Annotated in this window: 13 protein-coding genes and 1 pseudogene; 9 read left to right on the top strand and 5 right to left on the bottom strand. The window is 59.6% G+C overall.

All coding sequences use genetic code 11. The annotated features are described in order from the left end of the window. Positions 1–7: 7 nt before the first annotated feature. Positions 8–886, top strand: a complete 879-nt coding sequence (locus tag ACG2LG_RS00260; RefSeq protein WP_396255305.1) for a hypothetical protein — start codon at positions 8–10, stop codon at positions 884–886. A 105-nt stretch (positions 887–991) separates the two neighbouring features. Further along, positions 992–2,089, top strand: coding sequence for a pyridoxal-phosphate-dependent aminotransferase family protein (locus ACG2LG_RS00265; RefSeq protein ID WP_396255307.1), 1,098 nt, complete (start codon positions 992–994; stop codon positions 2,087–2,089). 5 nt (positions 2,090–2,094) lie between these two features. Here ACG2LG_RS00265 and ACG2LG_RS00270 read toward each other — a convergent pair whose 3' ends face one another. The 3 genes from ACG2LG_RS00270 to coaD all read right to left on the bottom strand — a co-directional run bounded on the left by ACG2LG_RS00270 (position 2,095) and on the right by coaD (position 6,453). After that, positions 2,095–3,924 carry a carbon starvation protein A gene (locus ACG2LG_RS00270; protein ID WP_396255309.1) on the bottom strand — a complete coding sequence of 610 codons (1,830 nt, stop codon included), beginning with the start codon at positions 3,922–3,924 and terminating at the stop codon, positions 2,095–2,097. A gap of 72 nt (positions 3,925–3,996) precedes the next feature. Next, complete coding sequence (locus tag ACG2LG_RS00275) at positions 3,997–5,787, bottom strand: Na/Pi cotransporter family protein (protein ID WP_396255311.1); 1,791 nt, start codon at positions 5,785–5,787, stop codon at positions 3,997–3,999. Positions 5,788–5,961: 174 nt separating this feature from the next. Further along, entirely contained in the window at positions 5,962–6,453 is a 492-nt protein-coding gene (gene coaD, locus ACG2LG_RS00280; RefSeq protein WP_396255556.1) for a pantetheine-phosphate adenylyltransferase, read from the bottom strand. 464 nt (positions 6,454–6,917) lie between these two features. Here coaD and ACG2LG_RS00285 point away from each other — a divergent pair, with 464 nt between their 5' ends. The 3 genes from ACG2LG_RS00285 to ACG2LG_RS00295 are packed head-to-tail and all read left to right on the top strand — an operon-like array spanning position 6,918 to position 9,154. Further along, positions 6,918–7,220 carry a hypothetical protein gene (locus ACG2LG_RS00285; protein WP_396255313.1) on the top strand — a complete coding sequence of 101 codons (303 nt, stop codon included), beginning with the start codon at positions 6,918–6,920 and terminating at the stop codon, positions 7,218–7,220. Between the two features lie 6 nt (positions 7,221–7,226). Next, positions 7,227–8,234 carry a hypothetical protein gene (locus tag ACG2LG_RS00290; RefSeq protein ID WP_396255315.1) on the top strand — a complete coding sequence of 336 codons (1,008 nt, stop codon included), beginning with the start codon at positions 7,227–7,229 and terminating at the stop codon, positions 8,232–8,234. Beyond that, complete coding sequence (locus ACG2LG_RS00295; protein WP_396255316.1) at positions 8,231–9,154, top strand: hypothetical protein; 924 nt, start codon at positions 8,231–8,233, stop codon at positions 9,152–9,154. Before ACG2LG_RS00290 ends, ACG2LG_RS00295 begins: the two co-directional genes overlap by 4 nt. Positions 9,155–9,385: 231 nt before the next feature. Here ACG2LG_RS00295 and ACG2LG_RS00300 read toward each other — a convergent pair whose 3' ends face one another. After that, positions 9,386–10,597 carry a serine protease gene (locus ACG2LG_RS00300; protein WP_396255558.1) on the bottom strand — a complete coding sequence of 404 codons (1,212 nt, stop codon included), beginning with the start codon at positions 10,595–10,597 and terminating at the stop codon, positions 9,386–9,388. Positions 10,598–10,744: 147 nt separating this feature from the next. Beyond that, positions 10,745–10,891: pseudogene (locus ACG2LG_RS00305) on the bottom strand (GYF domain-containing protein); the annotation flags it as partial. Positions 10,892–10,970: 79 nt separating this feature from the next. Between ACG2LG_RS00305 and ACG2LG_RS00310 the strand changes: the two are divergent. From ACG2LG_RS00310 to ACG2LG_RS00325, 4 genes are read left to right on the top strand one after another with little or no spacing between them, the layout of a single operon-like run. Beyond that, positions 10,971–12,758, top strand: coding sequence for a hypothetical protein (locus tag ACG2LG_RS00310; protein ID WP_396255318.1), 1,788 nt, complete (start codon positions 10,971–10,973; stop codon positions 12,756–12,758). A gap of 6 nt (positions 12,759–12,764) precedes the next feature. Next, positions 12,765–15,710 carry a hypothetical protein gene (locus ACG2LG_RS00315; protein ID WP_396255320.1) on the top strand — a complete coding sequence of 982 codons (2,946 nt, stop codon included), beginning with the start codon at positions 12,765–12,767 and terminating at the stop codon, positions 15,708–15,710. 38 nt (positions 15,711–15,748) lie between these two features. Then, on the top strand, positions 15,749–18,622 hold the full coding sequence (locus ACG2LG_RS00320) for a hypothetical protein (RefSeq protein WP_396255321.1): 2,874 nt from the start codon (positions 15,749–15,751) through the stop codon (positions 18,620–18,622). A gap of 9 nt (positions 18,623–18,631) precedes the next feature. Next, positions 18,632–19,645, top strand: coding sequence for a hypothetical protein (locus ACG2LG_RS00325; protein WP_396255323.1), 1,014 nt, complete (start codon positions 18,632–18,634; stop codon positions 19,643–19,645). Positions 19,646–19,654 lie beyond the last annotated feature (9 nt).

Raw genomic sequence — 19,654 nt, forward strand, 5'->3', positions numbered from 1 at the left:
CTCCACCATGGACAGAGACCAAGCCAAGTTCATCCTGAGCAGTTTCCGCCCCGACGGTGCGGATGCGGACGCGCCGGAATTCGCCGAAGCCCTGCATCTCGCGATTGCCGATCGTGAACTGGGCGACTGGCTGGCGAAGGAACGTGCCGATGATGCCCTTTTCGCGGGCGCCCTGGCGAAGCTGAATCTGCCGGAGGATCTCAGGGACGGCATTCTTGCCGCCATGGCGGCGGAGCGCGGCCTCGAACCGCCCCGCGACGACCAGGACCTCGCTTTCGCCGAGGCCTTGGCGGCGGTCCGGCCTCCCGCCGGGCTGCGCGAGGAGGTGTTGATCGCCATGAAGCAATCGGCGCCCCGCAAGTCCGGCTGGCGATGGGCCGTGCCGCTGGCGGCTGCGGCGGGGATCATGCTGGCGCTGAAACTAACCTCGGACGAATCCTCGTTGCCGGATGCTCCGGTGGTGTCGGGCGCGGTTCCGGTTTCGCACGTCGAGGCGGCGGCGATCGAAGCCCTGACGTCGCCCGGATTCTCGCTGGAGCAGAAGTCCGCCGATCACGAAGAGCTCTTTCGCTTCATCCGGGCCAGCAACCGGGCGTGTCCGGCCGGCTGCATTCCAAAGGGGCTGCAAAAGGTGCCCGGCCTCGGATGCCGGACCATCGAGGTCGATGGCAAACCCGGCGCGATCGTCTGCTTCCTTCGGGGCGAGAATGACGTCGTGCATCTCGTGGTCTTCCGCATCGAGGACGTCGAGGTTTCCAGCGGCGATGGCGCCGGGCCGGAACTGGAACAGCATGGCGAATGGGCGGTCGCCAAGTGGGCCGAGAAGGGACGGGCCTTCCTGTTGCTGGGGCATTCGGATGTCGAGGAACTCGGCGAGCTTTTCTGACCCGCGCCGCCCGCCCGTGCCAGACCCGCGTTGACCGTGCCACACGAGCTCGGGATTGACCCTGCGGGGGAAATCTGGCGTTATTGCTTAAGCAGGCTTAAGCATATGGCGATTCCCGAAAGAATTCTCATGGGTCCGGGTCCGAGTACGGTGCCGGACCGGGTGCGGCGGGCGATGGCGGCACCGACGATCGGTCACCTCGATCCGCGTTTCATTGAGATCCTCGAGGAGACCAGCGGCATGCTGCGCGAACTCTTCGGCACGGAGAATCCCCTGACCTTTCCGGTCTCGGCGACCGGCATGGGCGGGATGGAGTGCGTCGTGGCCAATCTGCTGGAGCCCGGCGACCAGGCCATCGTCTGCGTCAACGGCCTCTTCGGCGAGCGCATGGTCGACCTGATGGAACGCTACGGCGTCAGGGTGCACCGGCTCGACAAGGAATGGGGCGGGGTTTTCAGCGTCGAGGAAATCGAGGCGGAAGTGCACCGGCACCCGAAGGCGAAGGCCCTGGGGATCGTTCACGCCGAAACGTCGACCGGGGCGCATCAGCCGCTCGAAGGCGTCGCCAGGATGCTCCACGAGGAGGGCATGCTTCTCATCGCCGACGTCGTGACCTCGCTCGGAGGTCATGAGGTGAAGATCGACGAGTGGCATGTGGACGCCGCCTACTCGGCAACCCAGAAATGCCTTTCCTGCCCTCCGGGCTTGTCTCCGGTGACCTTTTCCCCGGCCGCGGTGGAGGTGATGGAACGCCGCAAGACCCGCCCGGTTAGCTGGTATTTCGATGTCGCGATGCTTCGCGAATACTACGAAGGCAGTAGCCGGAGGGCGTATCACCACACTCCCCCGGTGAATCTCATCTACGCCCTGCGCGAGGCGCTCGCGATCATCCTCGAGGAGGGGCTCGACGCGCGGATCGCGCGCCACGCCGCCGCCCACCGCCGGCTGCGGGCGGGCCTGGAGGAGATCGGGCTCGACTACCTCCCGGAGCATTCGCTGCACACGCTCAATTGCGTCCGGATTCCGGAAGGGGCCGACGATGCCGGCGTGCGGGCGGCGATGCTCGACAGCTATGGCATCGAAATCGGTGGCGGGCTCGGCCCGCTGTCCGGCAAGGTCTGGCGCATCGGCTTGATGGGCCACTCGGCGACCCAGGCCAACGTCGATCTGGTCCTGGCGGCGCTGGTGGATTGCCTCGAGTAAGCCACTCAACCCCGGCCCGGGATCGCCGCAGGCTCCTCCAGCAGGCCCTTGGCCCGGTTCCAGGCTCCGAGCGCTTCGACGACGATCCAGGCTTCCAGCCCGAGGGTCGCGATGCCGAAGGCTCCGAGCAGGAAATTCGGGTTCTCTCCGGTGAGCCACGCGCCGTTGCCGACGAAGAGCTGCATCACCATCGCGATCGCGGGCAGGGCCAGCATGAAGAACGCGGGCAGGGCGACGAACCACAGCGGCAGGTTCCGCCGGTGGAGCCAGAAGAGGATGACGAGGAAGGCCAGCCCGCCGAGCAGTTGGTTGGTGGCTCCGAAAAGCGGCCACAGGATCATGCCGCCCTTGCCGAGGTTCTGCAGTTCCCAGGCGGCGCCGGGGGCGGGCAGGGCGGCGAGCGCGCCGGCGATCACGACTGCGAAGAGGGTGGCGGCGTGCTTTCCGCGCAGCGGGCGAACGCCGGTGGCCGCGGCAAGCTCCTGCGTCACGTAGCGCTGCAGGCGGCAGGCGGAGTCGAGCGTGGTGGCGGCGAAGGAGGCGACGAAAACCCCCATCAGGGCGACGGCGAACTCCGGTTTCAGGTTCAGGGCCTTGAGGAAGTTCGCACTGCCGTCGACAAAGGCCCCGACCTTCGCGGCAAGGCCTCCGGCCGACTGCCAGGTCGCGTAGCGGGCGTGATAGGCGGCTTCGCCGGTGAGGATGGCCCCGGTCTTTTCGCCATCGATGATCTCCGGGATGCCGAGACCCAGCCCGGCGACGCAGGCGAGGATGACGAGCACCGCGAGAAAGCCCTCGGTGAGCATCGAGCCGTAGCCGACGAACTGGGCGTCGGTCTCCGACTTGAGTTGCTTGGAGGAGGTGCCGGAGGAAACCAGGCAGTGGAAGCCGGAGATCGCGCCGCAGGCGATGGTGATGAAGAGGAAGGGAAACATCAGCGGGGCGCCCGGTGGCGCGTCCGTGCCGGTGCGGATCGGCTCGGCCACGATCTCGAGGGCCAGGTGGTCCGGTCCGAAGCCGAACAGCGCGGCGACCACCAAGCCCACCATCACCAGGCCGAGGGCCGAGAGGAGTTGCAGCGAGTTGATGTAGTCGCGCGGCTGGAGCAGCACCCAGACCGGCAGCACCGATGCCACGTAGGAGTAGGCCAGCAGGATGCCGACCCAGGCGATGACCGGCAGCTCCGACAGCGCTTCGTTGAAAGCGTGCAGGGGACCCCAGTCGCCAAACCAGACCGTGAGGTACATCACCCCCAGGGCGAGCAGCGAGGGGACGAAGAGGGAGAAGCCCTTGCGGTGGAGCCAGAGGCCGATGGCGACCGCGATCGGGATCTGGATGAGGCAGGGGAAGATCGACGACGGGAACATCCGGAACACCGCCGCGATCACCAGGCCGAAGATCGCCAGCACGATGGTCAGCGCGAGGAAGAGGATCGAGAGGAACAGGATCCGGGCCCTCGGTGCGAGCATCCGGCCGGAGATGTCGCCGACGGTCTGCCCGCGGTTGCGCATCGAGACGACCAGCGAGCCGAAATCGTGGACGGCCCCGATCAGGATCGAGCCGAAGAGCACCCACAGCAGCGCCGGGACCCAGCCCCAGATGACCGCCAGGGCCGGACCGACGATGGGGCCGGTGCCGGCGATGGAAGTGAAATGGTGGCCGAAGACCACGCCCTTGGAGGTCGGCACGTAGTCGGTGCCGTCCTCGTGCTCGATCGAGGGCGGCACGCGGTCGGGATCGAGCTTGAAGATCCGGCGGGCGAGCCAGCGGCCGTAGGTGTGGTAGGCGATCAGGTAGAGCACCAGCGCACCGATCGCAATGACGAGCGTCTGCATGAGTGGATCGAGAAGTGCCCCACCACGGCGGCCGTGTCACGCCCGGAGTCGGCGGTCGGGGTCAGGAGTTCCTCACGGCGTCGCGCGGGCCTCGACGCCGACATCCTCGGAACGTTCGGCGCTCTGGATGATGTTCAGGGCATGGTTGCCGATGGCTTCGAGATGGTTGTTGAACTCGGTGTAGAGCATCTCGGTCTGGACGACGGAGCCCGACTGCATCCGGCGGACCGCTCCCTTGTTGTGGACCTTGCGCAGCTTGTCGATGCGGTTTTCGATCCGGGTGGCATTCTCGAGCAGCTCGCCGCTGACCCCCGAGATCGAGTTGGCGCAGAGATCGAGGCTGGCCCGGACCTGGGAGCAGATCGCGGTCAGTTCACGGTGTTGCTCCTCGGTGAAGGTCCGCCCCTTCTCATACTTCCGCTGGACCAGCTTCACCAGCCGGTAGATCCGGTCGGAGGCCTCCTCGTACTCGGACACGATCCGCAGAATCGAGGAGATCCGGGTGGCGTTTTCCGAGCCGATCTCGTGGGACGAGCAGTGGATGAGGTAGGTGGTGATGTCGTGCAGCATCTCGTCGCACTGGTCCTCCATCTTCTTCAGTTCGGCGACTTCCGCGGAGAGATCCTTGGAGGGGTTGTTGAGCACCCGGACGAAGCCGTCGTACATGTTGGAGGTCAGGTCGTTCATGCGGCGCGTGGCGGTCTCGGCCTCGGCGAGGTTGAGTTCGCCCATGTCGACGAGTCCCTGGGAGATGTAGCGGAGCCGGTTGCTGTTCGGATCGGGCCGGGTCTCGCGGACCCACCATTTCACCAGGCGGTTGATCTGCGGGACGAACCAGACGAGAAGGAGGATGTTCGCCAGGTTGAAGGCGGAGTGGAAGATGGCCGTCGCGAAGGCGATCTCGGAGGTCTGGAAGTCCGACTTCGCCGAGCGCATGCTGTCCGGCAGGGCTTGCGTCAGGTTCCACGCCAGGTGGGTGAAGGGAACGAAGACGACGAGCATCCAGACCACCCCGATGACGTTGAAGGTGAAGTGCGCCCGGGCCGCCCGCTTGGCGTTCACGTTGGCTCCGAGGGAGGCGAGCCACGCGGTGACGGTGGTGCCGATGTTCTCGCCGAGCACGATGGCGGCGGAGTTCCGGAACACCAGCATCGGGTCGGAGACATCACCCAGCCAGCCATTCAGGGCGCAGGTGATGGTGATGGCCATCGCGGCCGACGACGACTGCACCATCAGGGTGAGGATGATCCCGCCGATCAGGTAGAGGAGCGTCGAGGCGAAGCCGCGGCCCCCCATCCAGGTGACGATCTCGCGGATGGTGTCGGCGGTTCCCGGATCGGTCTTGATCAGCTCCCGCAGGTCGGGGACGGAATCCTTGAGCAGTCCGAGCCCGAAGAAGACGAGGCCGAACCCGAGCAGCGTCTCACCCCAGCTCTTGCCCTTGTCCTTGCCGATGAAGACGAAAGGCAGGCCGATCCCGATCAGGGGCAGGGCGACGGTCGAGACGCTGAATTTTCCGATGAGGGCGACGATCCAGGCGGTGATGGTGGTTCCGAGGTTGGCCCCCATGATCACACCGATCGACTGAACGAGGGTGAGCAGGCCGGCATTGACGAAGGAAACGACCAGCACCGTGGTGGCGGAGGACGACTGGACCAGCGTCGTGGTGAAGAAACCGGTGAGGATGCCGCTGACCCGGTTGCTCGTGACGCCGGCGAGGGCCTGGCGCATCCGCTTGCCCGCCACCCGCTGCACGGCCTCGGACATGATTTTCATGCCGAAAAGGAAAACCCCAAGGGCTCCGAGGACCTCAAGCAGACCGAAAATGACCGAGGACGGGGAGATCGTGGACAGGAGCGCCATGGATTGTGACGAATCCGTCACAATCGCCCGCAAACTGCGAGGAAAAACGTAGGTTCTTCGGGTTTCGCGGGCTTTTCGACCCGTAACCCGGCGATCCTTGCAGAATGGGGCGGATCGCGGTCGGGCTCGAGGCCATCCGTGACCGGTTGGCCGCTTGTCATCCGGAACCGCAACTCACTCCCCGAGCTTCTCCTCCAGCGCGTCGAAAACCGGCGGCGGGACGTAGCGGTGGACGGTGTCCCGCCAGCCTTCGGGGCCGATGAGGTTCTTGACCATGCTCGAGGAGACCTCGGCGATGTCGCGGGGCGGCATCAGGAACACCGTGGTGATGTCCGGTGCCATGTCGTAGTTCACATGCCGCATCATGCGCTCGTATTCGTAGTCCGCCTGGCTGCGGATGCCGCGGAGGATGAAGCGGGCGTCGTGCTCGACCGCGTAGTCGACCAGATAGCGGTTGTCGAAGTGGGTGACGGTCAGCCGCTCGCAGGCAGGAAAGGAGCGCTTCAAGAGGTCGAGACGCTCGGGAATCGAGAAGGTGTAGCTCTTGTTCGGGTTGTCGCCGATGGCGACCACCAGGCGGTCGAACATTTCGAGGCCGCGTTCGACCATCCACAGATGGCCATTGGTCGGGGGGTCGAAGGAACCGGCATAGACCGCGGTGCGCATGGCGCAGCCTACGGCTGCGAAGTTCCAAGTGAGAAGTTCCAAGTTCCGGAAGCTCCACTCGGAGGAACGGGCTCGCTGCCTATCGGGTAATCGGAGGATGATGTGATCGGCACTGGTGATGCCGCCCGCATAAGGGCTCTCGTGATCGTCGGCGCGTTGGAGGTTTCATCCCCAAGGTTCGAAGCCTGCCTCCCGGCTTGGCGAGGATCTCGAGGTTCCGCAGGAGGGCGGCTTTCGCTCAGCAGTTCCATCGCAAGATCCGCTGGAACGATGGGATGATCTGCAAGGGTTTCCGTCGTGACAGGAGTCCCAGGAAATTCTACGTAGGGAGGGAGATGCATGCGTCTCACGATGATCGCTCGAAGACGTCCGGCAGCGTTCGCCGTCGGCCGAGGCTGCCAGTGCCAACTCCAACCGCAGGAAGGAGAAATGGCCTTCGGAGGGTGATTCGGTTCAAGGCAGCTTTGCTGCTGCTCCTCGGAGCAGGGCTTTCAGCAGGATGCGGAGATGACCCTGCACTTATGCGAAAGAAGGAGGAGCAGAAGGCGGAGATCCGGAACCTTGAAGGAGAGCTTGTGTTGCTCAGGGAACGAACCGACCGAGCCCCGAAGGATCGGAGCTCCGAGCTCAAGGAGGTTCGGGCGGAGATTGTGCGAGAAGAAGCTGAGATCGGGAGGCTGGAGGTTGAGCTAAGCAATTCTGCCATAGAGCATCGGAAGATCGAGGAGGAATTCGACCGATACAAACGGGACTATCCGATTCGCTGAAAAGTCATGTCTGGAACCGATCTTTTCACCAGTGTTCGAGGCCCCGGCCTCATCGGAACGCTCTTGGCCCTTATTGTCGTTGGAGGGTTCAGCTTGCTTGCTGTGCTTGTATTCGACGAGAGCTTGCAGGGGGGCGGGCAGGAGATTGAATCGGTTATCGAAGCCGATGCGAAGCACATTGAGGAGTTGGAAGGCCGAGTTGCTGTGATGCGCGAAGAGGTCGAACGCACGACAAAGTTCAGAGAGATCGAGGCTAGTATCGCGTCGGAAGGGATCCGCAGAGATTTACTGGTCAGGCGCCGGGAACAGCTCGAGGAAGAAGTTGCAGCAGCAAGGGGCAGACTTTGTGACCTTGAGGATTCGTTCTCAGACTACAGGCAATCTTATCGTGAGTCAGCGCGGGCATCGATGGTTGGTCGAAAAATGGACCAGCTGACGACGTCAGACGGAAAGACCTACACGCACGTCGAAATCACTAAAGTTGACCCAGTGAGGATGCAGATTCGCCACGAGGATGGCATTACCGGGGTGCCACTAGAGTTGCTTTCGGACGATTTCAGGGATTACCTCCAGCTTGATGGGGCGGAAAAAGAAGAAAGGCTTGCCCGGGAGGCCGATGCCCGTGCTGCTCGATCACAGCGAGCAGACCAGAGGGACGCTCTGAAGCGAATCAAGGATCTCAAGGATGGCCTAGCTCAGCTCAAGCGGGATCGGGATGAGGCTCGACGGGTGGCAGCGAGGGCCGAGGATGCCATCCCACAGCTCCAGTTGGCGATTCGAGAGAAGAAGCAAGAACTGGCTGCGGAGGAAGCTAAGAAAAAGACAGGAGGCATTAGCAACGCGCCCCAAGTCCGCTCGCAGCTTCAGCAACTCGAGGAAAAGCTCCGCCTTGCCGGGCTACGGGGCCCTGAATATCACCAAAAGATCGCTGAGCTGGAGAAGCAAATCGGAGCCCTTGAATTGCAACTTCAATCCGAAGAGGATGCAGCACGCGAGAAGGAGTTCGAAGGATGAGTGAAAGAGAAGCGAGCAACGAAAATCCGATGGATTCACAAGAAAAACGAAAAATTCTCCGGGGTTTTAGAGCGCTTCTTTTGGCCGTGTGGAGCATCACTTTGTGCAATGGTGACGAGATATCGCGCCTAAGTGATGTCTTTGATGAGAAATTAGCGGAGTGCCAATCGGAGGAAGAAGTTGTCACCTTGGCAAACCAATTTGGGCGGCATTTGGTCAAGCTTGATGAGTCTGCCGAGCGAGACGCTCTCCTGGAAAAGGCAAAGGGAGCCGTCAAGAGTCCTGCTGACTACCTGCCAAAGCCGGAGCCAAAGGAGCTTCAACTCCGGTTCGGGTGGGACAAATACGATGGTTCCCAAGAGGCTCTTGACGAGTTCTCGGCCCAGCTTGGATATGGTTCTTCGGAGGTGGATAAGAGTCGTCATGACAATATTAGGTTTCCTACTGGTGGGCACTACCTGATGTCCCGAATGGAGATGGTTCCACTTATTGGTGGCTTGGCGTCGGCACAGAATACGCGGTCTGCCACCAAGGATGTTCGCCATCCGGGATGGCCCTGCCGCGCGTTCACGTCGACCACCTATGTGGGCAAGTTCAGGTATGGAGGATACCAGTTTAACTCTCTTCAACTCGTGATGGATCAGGCAACTCAGGTTGTTGCGGTTCAGGTCAAGAACGACGGTGGAGTGAAGGCAGTAAGCCTCGGTGGCAGGGTTGTCCCTGGTTACTACAATTTTGTGTCGTCTCGGAGGAAAGGGAATCCTGATTGCAGGGTGCTGGCCCGATGTGAGTCAGATGGCAAACTTCGTAAAATTTACACAACGCTGTATTCCGATGGAGGGGAGGTGCTTGAGACATGCATCCTGTTCATTCCCGAGCCCGTTGCCGCCATCTGCCGAAAGATCTGCAACCAATCGTGAGTCGATGACCGATTCTTTCTCCGGAGCCCCGTGCTATGGTGAGGTCTTCATAAAGTAAGGAATGAAGGCCTCGCTTTGTGTCATTTGGGCTTTTCTGATTGTAGCGGGTTTTGTGAGCCCTGTTTGTCATGGCCAAGGCGTCTGTCTTTAGTCAAAGTCGCCGGGTGCCCGCGCTCGGTGCCCAGTTCGGCCGGGTAGCTGGTTGAGTGACATACCTTCCGCATCCAGGTGTCATTTGAAGCTTGAGAGGCTTCTGCCGAGTTCATGATGTTTGTCGAACGCACCGGCGAGCTCTCGAAAGTCGGCGACGGACTCTTCGTAGAGAGGGCGCAAATCCGCGAGTTTTTTTCGGTGGAAGGAGGAGACCAGCGTCTTGTCCGCTTCAGAAAACTGGTCTTCGGCAAGATCTGCGCAAAATCTGAAGAAGCGTAGGAACGAACGGACTCCTTCCAGCTCTGACTCGCCGGAGGAGAGAGCTGTCAGCACGGAGCCATTGGTTTCAAATAGCCCCTTCACCATCGGATGATCTTCCGCCTCGGCAAAGACTTGGTCGAGCAGCATTCGCCCATCGATGGTGACATCGTCAGACCAACTGAGGCCGTCGTCGTCCGGGGTGACGTGGCTAATGGCAATGAGGACCAAGTGACTTTCCCAGAGGCCTTCGATGGTAGCGGGTTCGCGGGCAAGCTTATCGAGCTCGACGGGAACCCATTCCAAGTTGTCGGCGGGAATCCACGCGAAGCGGCGGACCTCATGTTGAGTGTTCTTGGCCCAGATTGAAGAGTTGGAGGTTGCGTAAGAGACTACGCCCACGACTTTCGCCTCTTTGGTGACAATCGGGCCGCCGCTGTTTCCCGGGATGAACTCGCAATCGACTTCGATCTTGTGCGGGCCAACGCCTTGAATGCGTCCAGGCAGCGTAGACAGGATGTCTTCTGCGCCACTGTCGCCCAAGGCGAAGACTTCCGGCTTCTCTTCAATCTTCTCCCGCGATGCGAACTCGAGAAAGGTTTGAGCCGAATCCCTGAAGGGAAACCGGATTAAATCATGTCCCGCCTCCCCGGTAACCACTTCCGGATTTGAGTGAACCGGCAGCTCGTCGCCCCGAAAAGAGAGAAGCGAAAAATCGGTGGATGTGATCGAATGAGCCGCGGTGTAGATGTAGGTCCGGCCTGCCGAGCGGCCTAGAAATGCTGTTGAGCGGCTGTCACCGGAGTTGAGCATCAGGACTGCACGCTCCGCTTCTGCTGTCGTGGTCGCGATTCGGACGTCTCCGTCAGGCGGTCTTACCGGGATGGGCTCCGGAGATGGTGGAGCGGGTGTGCTGGGTGTGCTGGGTGCGAATGGATCGGTAACAGGCGCCTCCGTAGAGGCGGTCTCCGTGGCGTCGTCCGGCTTGAGAAGCGCCACGGCCACTAGCAGGCCGACGACCAGCACCGGCACCCCGATCAAGGCCGGCAGCTTGGATGGTGGCTTGCTTTCTTTGCTGGGCCCGGTTGGAGGCACTCCCTGAATCGGGGAGTTGGCCGGAGCCGGATTTATCTGGAGTATGGGCGGGGCTTCAGGATTGGCCGCAAGGACTTCCGAGAGGGGTCTGTAACCGGGGAACCGTGGGGAACTAACCGGCGTGTCAGGAGAGAGTGAACCGGTGCGATGGGCGGCTCTCAGCGCGAAAATCGAGTAAGGGCCTTCCTCGCGACCCTCCCTGAAGACGAAAAAATCTGCGCCCTTCGACACGGTCTAGAGTCCTAACAATCGAGAGGTTGCGATGCAAGACGAATAGTCGGATTGACAAGTTGCTGGCGTCTTCTGAGTATTGAAAGCGATGGCTGAGAGTCTCTGGATCGTTGACTGCGTCGGAGGTGCTTCACAGGAGGTGAATGGGGGTCCGTTTCTCATCGGATCCTCGCCCGCGTGCGACCTCAGAGTCGCCGGCGGCTCGACAGGGCTTGGCACTGCGAGGATCCAAAAACGAGGGGATCGTTACGTGATTGAAGATGCCCAGTCAGCCGGCACCGTGATTCTCGATGGCCAGAAAGTCGCTGCCGAGGCTCTGGATGGAGCTGGCGAACACAGCCTCGTTGTCGATGGACACCCATTCGCTCTTCTGGTGGCAGGGGTGAATGGGAGGCAGTGGCTCGGTGGCGTGAATCCCAAGGAGTGGTGGATTTATCGTCAGGAGGAACAGGCTTGGGATGGGCCGGTGCAGCCGTGGGAGGTCAGCATGATCATCGGCGGCACTACGGGAATCATCACCATGTGCAGCGGCATGTCCGCCATGGGGTTCTACGCCGAGCATATCGTTGGGAAGTTGGGTGACGTCGGTGCCGGCGATGGACCTCCGCCGCTGAAGCCCGACGATGTGGTGACCGAGCCTGAAGTCAGTGAAATCGACACCGAATACGGTGAGTTCACCTGTCCGGTTTGCTGGCTCAAGTTTGATCGGGGCGATTTGATGAACATCGCAGTCCATGCCTCTCTTCGAGGAGATCCAGTGCTTGGCGAGGAGCACATGCAGCGATTCCTCGCGAGTCGTTTCAACGACCGAGGACAGGCAATCGATGCAATGGGCGTGGCGGCTCCCGAAAACGCTTGTCCGCACTGTCGCAGGAAGCTGCCCCAAGGTTTCATCGATGAGCCACATTACATTTTTTCCATTGTTGGCGCACCCACTTCGGGGAAGTCCTACTACCTCAGCGTCTTGATCAAGATGATGCAGAACCGTCTGTTTCAGGATTTTAACGTACGCTTCCGGGATTCTTCGCCGTCGGAAAACGCGGTTTTGAACGACATGAAGCGCCACCTTTTCGGCTCGTCGAGTCCCCAAGACGCTTATCTGGCGAAGACCGATCTCGAAGGTGCTCTCTACGAACGGCTTCCACGGCAGGGAAGGCAGGTCATGCTGCCAAAGCCATTCGTCTTCCGGGTGTCCGACGACGACCGCCCCGAGAACGGCTTCTCCCTCGTCTTCTACGACAATGCCGGGGAGCATTTCGAACCGGGCAGGAACAGCGCTGACTCCCCGGGGGCCCAGCATATCGCGGTTGCCTCGGGCGTGATCTTCCTCTTTGACCCGCTTTTCAATAGCGAATTCCGGGACCGACTGGCCGGAGTCGAGGACCCCCAGCTCAAGAAGCAGCAGGCGGATCAGCAGGATGTCATCCTGTCGGAGGCGGAGGTGCGGATCAAGGAACTGCTCGGCATGGCCTCGCATGAGAAAATCTCCACGCCCATTTCGGTCATCGTCGGCAAGAGTGATGCCTGGAAGCACTTGCTGGGAGATGAACCGCTCGAGGAAGTGGTGGTGGATGGAGGCGATACGAAGGCGCTCGATTCCGATGCCCTCAACCGCAATTCGCTACGGATCCGGAAGCTGCTGGTCGAGGTTTGCCCAGCAATCGTTTCCAATGTGGAGGCGATCTCAAACGAAGTGCGCTTCTTTGCCGTGTCTTCCCTCGGACATGCGCCGGTGCAGTTTGTCGATCCGGATGGGGCGGAACGCATCGGTCCCGATCCGACCCGACTGAAGCCCGAACGGGTTGAGGATCCGATCCTGTGGATGCTGTCGAAATTGACGCCGGAGACCATTCCCTCGAAGACCTGATCCCCCATGGCCCAGCAACTTGTTTACACTAGCGCGCCCAAACTCCTTGACGCCGGGCGTTCAGGATTTGGTGTCATCGCCCGGTCGCGGAGCCTGCCGCCCCTCGCAGCCAATGCGATTGAGCGCTTTTCGAAGTTTGAGAACCTTCGTGGCACCAATCGAGCACGCGTGATCATGGCGCACCGCAAGGTCATGATCGGCAGCGCCAGATTGCATGTGCTCAGCCGGATCAAGGATTCGGGTTCGGACCACACCGGAAGGACGAACCACATCGCGCACCACCTGATCTTCGCGCAAATGGAGGTGAGGGAACTGGAGCGCAATGGTGTGACTCCGGCAGACGTGTTTGCCCAGTATCAGTGGCTGGACGCGTGGCAGGGAGCACCCCGGACATTTGAGTCGAGCGACGACGTGCCTCCTCGGACCTTTCAGCCGAATTTTGGGCAGCATGGAGGGAGGACCTGGGAAGCGGTTACCGGCGATGGACGGCGGAGCCGCCTGATTGCATGGGAGGAGACCCCGCGCACGGGTGCCTGGATCGTTCCTGACCAAGCCAATTTGCTCGGTCTGATCGGCGAAGCACTCGCCGAATGCGAGCACGCCTGGGGGCCCACCTTCACGACTTTCCTCGAAGGCACCGATGAGCTGTCCGAGCTCGATTGGATTGTTTTGCGTGCTTCCGAGTCCGCCGTGTTGGGTCGCGTCTCGTCTCGGAAGGTGTTTGATCTGACCAAACCGGAGACCCTCCCGGTGCCGTCTCCGAAGCGTGTGGCCCAGCCCGCACAAACGGTTGAGGTGGAACCTGCCTATCAGCACCCTGTTCAAGCCGTTGAGGCGCAAGCCCCGGCACATAGCACTGTAGCTCAACCAAGCCATGATCGGACGGTTGAGCGGGCACAGGATGCGGCCAAACATCGTGCACCCAGTCGGGCGAGCAGGCCGAAGCCATCGCGTGCAGGGCGTCTGTGGCTGTATGTCGCAGTGCCGTTGGGCGCGATGTTGGTTGTCCTCGGGATCGGTGCATTATTTGTAGGTGGTCGCGGTGGTGGTGGAGGAGGAGAAGGCGGAAGCGCTGCCCAGCCGCAGAAAGATTCGGGAGAAGAAACAGATAACAAACAAGATTTGGTTGATAGCCTCATCAGGGCTGGTGAGGGTCGTGGGGAGGCACAAGAGATTGCCGGCCTCGACTTCGATGGAGACGGACTGAACGATCTCTCGACTCAAATCGGCACTACGATCAGTGAATTTCAAAAGCTATCTGATCTTTGGAAAGGAGAAGTAAAAGTAGGTGACTTGCGAAATGCTTGCAAAAATCTTGCAAAGAATAATGGCCTTGTTCCTCATTTGGAGAAGATTCTTCCAGAAAGCAGTCTTAGTATGAAACTCGCATCCGCTGTTTCTGCTTTCAAGGTGGTGCAGAAGCGTCACGGTTCTGAGGTCAAAAGAGGTGAGGATCCACTCGAATTAATCGAGGAATTCAGGTCGGCGATTGAAGAAGTTTCTCCAGAAAGAATCAGTGAAGCCCAAGTCGAGGATCTCTTAAAGATTTTCTGGTCCATTGAACTTGAACGTCTGACCAGAGGTTTGGGTGCAAAATCAATACCGGAAGATATCGGCGATGTAAGCCGTTTCATAGAGTCGCGGGAAAAATTTGGACTTTCTGATGATGATGTCAGGGAAATTTACCCGATGATGGGAGACACGAACACCGCCCGTCGATTGAAGCGTTTTGTCGAAGAGCGTGGGCAGCCTGTATTGGTTCAAAAATGGCTTCTTGAAAATCCAAAAGATGATGTCGTCATAGCTAGAGAGGATGGGTCGGAAGCCAATGATCAGAGTGAAAGCCCCGGTCCGAAGCTGCCAATTACTAAAGAAAAACCGCTGCGTAGCGAAGAGTGGTGTGTCATGGATCCATTCCAAGCAGGCAAGTTGAGTCTTGGGATTCCGTATTCGGAATCTGATCTCTTTAAGGCGATGAAGGAGAGATCTTCCAAGCAAGAGATTGAGTGGTCTTTGGACGGAGAGTATTGGAAGACATTAAACAGCTCTTTTGGTATCGGGACGCTGCTTTTGGATGAGAATGGATTGTCCTCAGAAGATAAGGCAACGCAACTTCTGGACCGTCAATTTATCAAGCTTCGCTTACAGGGTTCTCAGGAGTCGGTGCTCACTATTTTCTTTTCTAAATGGCCGAAGATTCCGCCCCTGCCTAAGCAAGTTGAAGGGAGGTTGGAAACCGATTCATCACAGTTAGGGACATACCGTATGCTTATTGAAGGAGAGTTTATCCATGCCTTAGAAAGGCTGGCAGAACATACGGTCGGTGGCGTTTCGACAAAATGGATTGTCGTTGGTGATGGTTGGGTTAGTGAGGGCAAAGTGTTAGAGAATGGGAATGTAGATTTTCGGGACATTCCCAGTGGAGAAGGTTTTGTTAGCCCGCCTGGTGATAAGGTTGTGAATTTTCTTCGTTCTGTTGCGGATTCGATCCGAGAGCAGTCGGAGTTGAAGCTGAAGGAAGAGCAGAAGAAGGAGTTGGAGAAATTGATTCGAAGTTTCGAGCGGAAGCATGAGAAGAAGCCGGGGAAAGACGAGCTAGGGGGTCTGAAGAACAAGGCTGAAAAAAAGATGCCTGAGATTTCGAGCCTTGGTCGAGCAGAGCTCAAGAAAATTTGGCATGATTTCGGATACCTTGCAATCAAGTCCAATGCGGAAGCAGTAGATTGGCTTAAAGAGCGCCTTGTTGTTTTAGATAAAGGATGGAGTTTGAATGATCCGATCGCACTTTTGTCCGGAGAAGACGAAGGATTAGAGTCCGAATTGTGGGAGATTCTTAAAGATCCTAAAGGTGTTGATTCGAAGCCGGAAGATCTGAGGTTGATTTTCAGGATTATGAATGGAGATCATCCAGTCCACGAAGGGCTGGCTGATATCAAAGTGGCCTCAAAGTAGATTCTGCGATGGGCGTCTCAGATACGATTGATCAGATTGTGAACCTGCTCTCCGGCCGTTCTGCCGGGGTTCCTGCGGAGGTTGTTGCCGAGCGCTATGCTAGTGCGTGTGAGGCGGCCAACAATCGACTTTCCCGTGTGGAGGCCATGCTTGAGAATGGTAGCGAGATCGAAGCCTTGCAAGTGGCAGAGGAGCCACCTCGGTTGATGCCACAGATCGAGTTGCTATCCTTCGGGGATGAGGTCGAGTGGCAGCGGTTCTGCGAGGAACGGGGGAACGTGGTCGCTCCCCTGGTCGACTTCCGTCGGGTCGAGACCTTGGCGGCCCTCTACGAGAAGGGCCTGTCGCCCAATCATCCCATGTATCGGGAGTATCGGTCAGCCGTGCTTTCGCGGGATGACGACAAAGCTTTCGAATTGATCCAGATCATTGCCCGCCTGAATCCCTCCGACGTCAACGCCGGCAAGGAGAAGCATCGCCTGGGTCGTAAGGCCGCCATGAAGGGCCTGGAGAGGGTGAGCGAATTGCTTGAGCGGGGGGAGGACGATGAGCTGGTGAGATGCATGGATGCCATCGAAGCCAGCGCGCCGGATGAGGACTTCAAGGCAAGGCCGGTGTGGGGTGAGGCGTGTGTGCGGCGAGATGCCTTCCTTCGTCGGCAGGCTCGGGATCGGGCCGGCGAGTTGCTGGAAGCGGCGGAAGAGAGCCTCGCCAGCGGTAATTGGCGGGAAGCTGCGGCAGCGGATGCCGAGATCGAGAGCATCCAACTCCGATACGGATCTTCTGAAGTCGAGAGGTTTGAAGAGCGTCTGTCACGAGTGCGGGAGGAAAACGCCCGGCACCGGGCCGAGGCGGAAAGGCAGGGGTCCATTGCGGAACTGAGGCGCAATCTGGCCGGAGTTGCCGAAGATGTGGAGGCACTGGGGCTGACCCCGGAGGGCATCGGACCGATCCAGGCGTCGTCGAAGCTGGAAATGATGCGCCGTTTTGAGCGCGAGCTGCAACGCCTTGATCCCGCTGCGGTCGAGTCGCTGGATCCACGCATCGTATCGGCCCGCAAGCGGCTGCAACAAGTCATTGACCGGTCGCGTTCAGGGAAGCGGCTTCGTCACACCCTGATTGGGGCCGTAGGCGCGGTGCTGCTCGTGGTCGGCGGTGGCTTCGGGTATTTTTTCCTCAGTGCGGCCTCGTTCACGGGGGATCTGAACGACGCGATGAGGGATGGCTCCTTCACTCGCACCCAGTCGATTGTCAGCGGTGCCGACCGATCATCGTGGATTTTCAGGTTTCCTTCAGCGTCCTCCAGCATGGCTGGTGCCGAGCAGTGGCTTTCGAATCGTCGAGATGAAGAGAAGGTCGCTGAGCGGATGCTGAGAACGCTGGAAGAAAAGCGGGCCGAAGGCTTCGCGGGGATGGCTGCCTCCGAACTCCAGAATGAATTGGAACGGTGCCAGGTCGTCATCGAGGAGGTTGCTCAAGATCTCCGGGTGCCGCTGGAGGGAAGATTGACCGAGATCAGGAACGCCGCGGAACAGCGACTGTTTGCCCTACAGGGGGAAGCCGGCGTGAAGGCCGTCGAACTCGCACAGGAATGTGAGCGAATGGTGGACTCGGTGGACTACAGTGGATTCGCCGAGGACGCGGCCACCCTCATCGAGCCTTTGAGGAAGCGTCTGGTTGCGCTGAAGCCGATGCTAGAGGAGGAGGATCCTGCGCTGGGTCTGCCTGCCGAGGCGGCGGCACAACTCGTGGCGGCGACGAAGTCGCTTGAGGGGTTGGAGGCGAAGATCGAGGAGGTTCGAGCCGCAGGAAGGGCGCTGGCGGATACCGAAGATCTCATCGATTTCAAGAGGAGCTTGGAGCAGCTCGCGCAGACTCGGTTTGCTGAAGCCGGGATGGCTCGTGCCGTGATTGAAACCATTCCGGGCGAGGAGAAGCTGAAAGCCATGCTTTTAACCGACGGCAATATCCTCAATCTACGCCTCGCCGCGGAGCGAATCGGGGAAGATCTTTGGGCACCGGAGCAGGCCAGCGAGGAGGCTCGCTCTTGGGTGAGCGAACTCCGTGATCATCCCTGTTTTGCAGATGTTTACTTGGTGATTCTCGGGTCTGAGAAGGGATTCAGCTTTGGAGAGCCGGACGGGAAGGAGTTGGAGTTCGCGGAGCGCCCGAAAGAACGGGAGGAGCCGCCGGAATTCCGAAAGGCCGAAGTCGAATCAAGAAAGGTCCAAGCCAAAGAATCGCCGGCTTCCAAGCTACTGGGTTCACTAGGGCTATTCAGCTTCCTTGACGACACCGGGACGGAATACGAGCGCTCTGCATTGGAATTGGTCGATAAGATCATGGATGCGGACAACTGTCCGGCCCTTGCGCGTGCCTATCTTCTTGGGGAGGTCTTCGAGCTGATTCGTGGGCATGAGGTCGATTGGGGCGCTTCTTTCTCGCCTTCGTTGCTTAAGAATATCGAGGACTTCAGGCAGGTAGAGGGAGCGGTCGGAATTTACGCCTCGGACTGGATGCTCGCCGACGGAGCTGAGAACGCAGAAAAGGCATGGGAAGACTATTTTGCAAAGCGTTCGCCCAAATCTTCCGTCAACGAGTTCAAGAAGAACGTCAGGCTATTCAGGCCCGTAGTCCGGGCTGAGCTTTCGGTTTGCGGGAGAGTCGATGCCTCGGGAGAACCCGTGTTCAGACCGGGAGTCCGTGGTGGTGTCGTTCTTGGAGTCTCCGCCAATCGTGACGGAGGGACGTCAATGTGCGTGTTGGGTGAAATCGGTCCCGGAAAGGAATTGGACCCCGGTATTCCACTCGCCAGGAACAGCCCGTTGATTCTGTTGCCAGTAGGAGGTGAAGCCGCCGAATTCATCCTGGCAAAGAACCCACCCGGTGAGCCCTTGGGTGACGAATCCTGAAGCACCCCGATGGACGAGCGATACTACCTGAGTTGGCAAGGCAAGATGCAGGGGCCTCATACGGTCGAGGAGATCCGTGATCTCCTGCGCGACCGCAAGATTCACTCGCTCTTTAAGGTTCAAAGGGAGGGACGGGAACTCCTGGTTCGGGATTTTCTGTCGGAGGTCAGTTCAGCGGCGAAGGAAGCAGAGAAGTCGGCAAAGCTGCCATCTCCTGGTCCAGTTGCGGCGGCGCAGGTCATCCCGAGAGCCATTCCAGTGCCGGAGGAGGAGCTGGCGTCTTCACCGCCTGCGCTCCCTGTCACCGACGAGGGATATGGCGGCACCGCACAACTTCAAGGAGGTGATCGATTCGGCTTCGCGGTGACCTCATTTGTCCTTTCGATGCTCTTCGCCGTCCCCTTCGTGAACCTGATGGCCTGGGTGCTGTCTTTGATCTTCGGGCATCTGTTTCTCGCTTCAACGCGGGATCAGCAAGATGTGAGGGGGCGAATGCTCGCGTGGTGTGGCGTGTGGTTCAGCTACATCTTCGGCGGATTTTCCCTAGTAGCCGTGATCATGGCCGCCATCTGGGGGGATCGGGTCCCTTCCTATCTGGCCGATGATCTTTTCTGGGAGCTGGTATTGATCATGCACGGATCAATGATCGTTGGGGCGATCAATGGGATCATCATCGCGGGCCTGCTCGTCGCGGGTGTGAAGATGTTCACCCAGCGAACACCCAAATTTCCGGTGGCATTGGTGGCCGGAACTCTCGCCGCCATGAGCGACATGGTGCTGAGGATGACCGTATTCACCGCCTTCCCCTCTGCCATGGAGGGTGGCAATTCTACTCTTGTCGTCGGATTGTGCATTACCATTGCCGTATTTGCGATCCAGGCGCTGGTGTGGGCCGACCTCGTCCATTTGCGAAGCGGCGAAAGACTGGGTTTTGCGGGTGCGGCACTTGTGGGTCTCTTCTGTAGTGTTTGCCTTCTCTTCATCAGCTTCGCCCTGCTCGGGCTCGTCAACGCTTACACCTAATCGCCGAAG

It is taken from the genome of Haloferula sp. A504 (assembly GCF_044385805.1).
Classification (GTDB): domain Bacteria; phylum Verrucomicrobiota; class Verrucomicrobiia; order Verrucomicrobiales; family Akkermansiaceae; genus Haloferula.

Coding starts and splice junctions, on each gene's coding strand:
- ACG2LG_RS00260 (WP_396255305.1), top strand. CDS start 8: ATGGACAGAGACCAAGCCAAGTTCATCCTGAGCAGTTTCCGCCCCGAC.
- ACG2LG_RS00265 (WP_396255307.1), top strand. CDS start 992: ATGGCGATTCCCGAAAGAATTCTCATGGGTCCGGGTCCGAGTACGGTG.
- ACG2LG_RS00270 (WP_396255309.1), bottom strand. CDS start 3,924: ATGCAGACGCTCGTCATTGCGATCGGTGCGCTGGTGCTCTACCTGATC.
- ACG2LG_RS00275 (WP_396255311.1), bottom strand. CDS start 5,787: ATGGCGCTCCTGTCCACGATCTCCCCGTCCTCGGTCATTTTCGGTCTG.
- coaD (WP_396255556.1), bottom strand. CDS start 6,453: ATGCGCACCGCGGTCTATGCCGGTTCCTTCGACCCCCCGACCAATGGC.
- ACG2LG_RS00290 (WP_396255315.1), top strand. CDS start 7,227: ATGTCTGGAACCGATCTTTTCACCAGTGTTCGAGGCCCCGGCCTCATC.
- ACG2LG_RS00295 (WP_396255316.1), top strand. CDS start 8,231: ATGAGTGAAAGAGAAGCGAGCAACGAAAATCCGATGGATTCACAAGAA.
- ACG2LG_RS00315 (WP_396255320.1), top strand. CDS start 12,765: ATGGCCCAGCAACTTGTTTACACTAGCGCGCCCAAACTCCTTGACGCC.
- ACG2LG_RS00325 (WP_396255323.1), top strand. CDS start 18,632: ATGGACGAGCGATACTACCTGAGTTGGCAAGGCAAGATGCAGGGGCCT.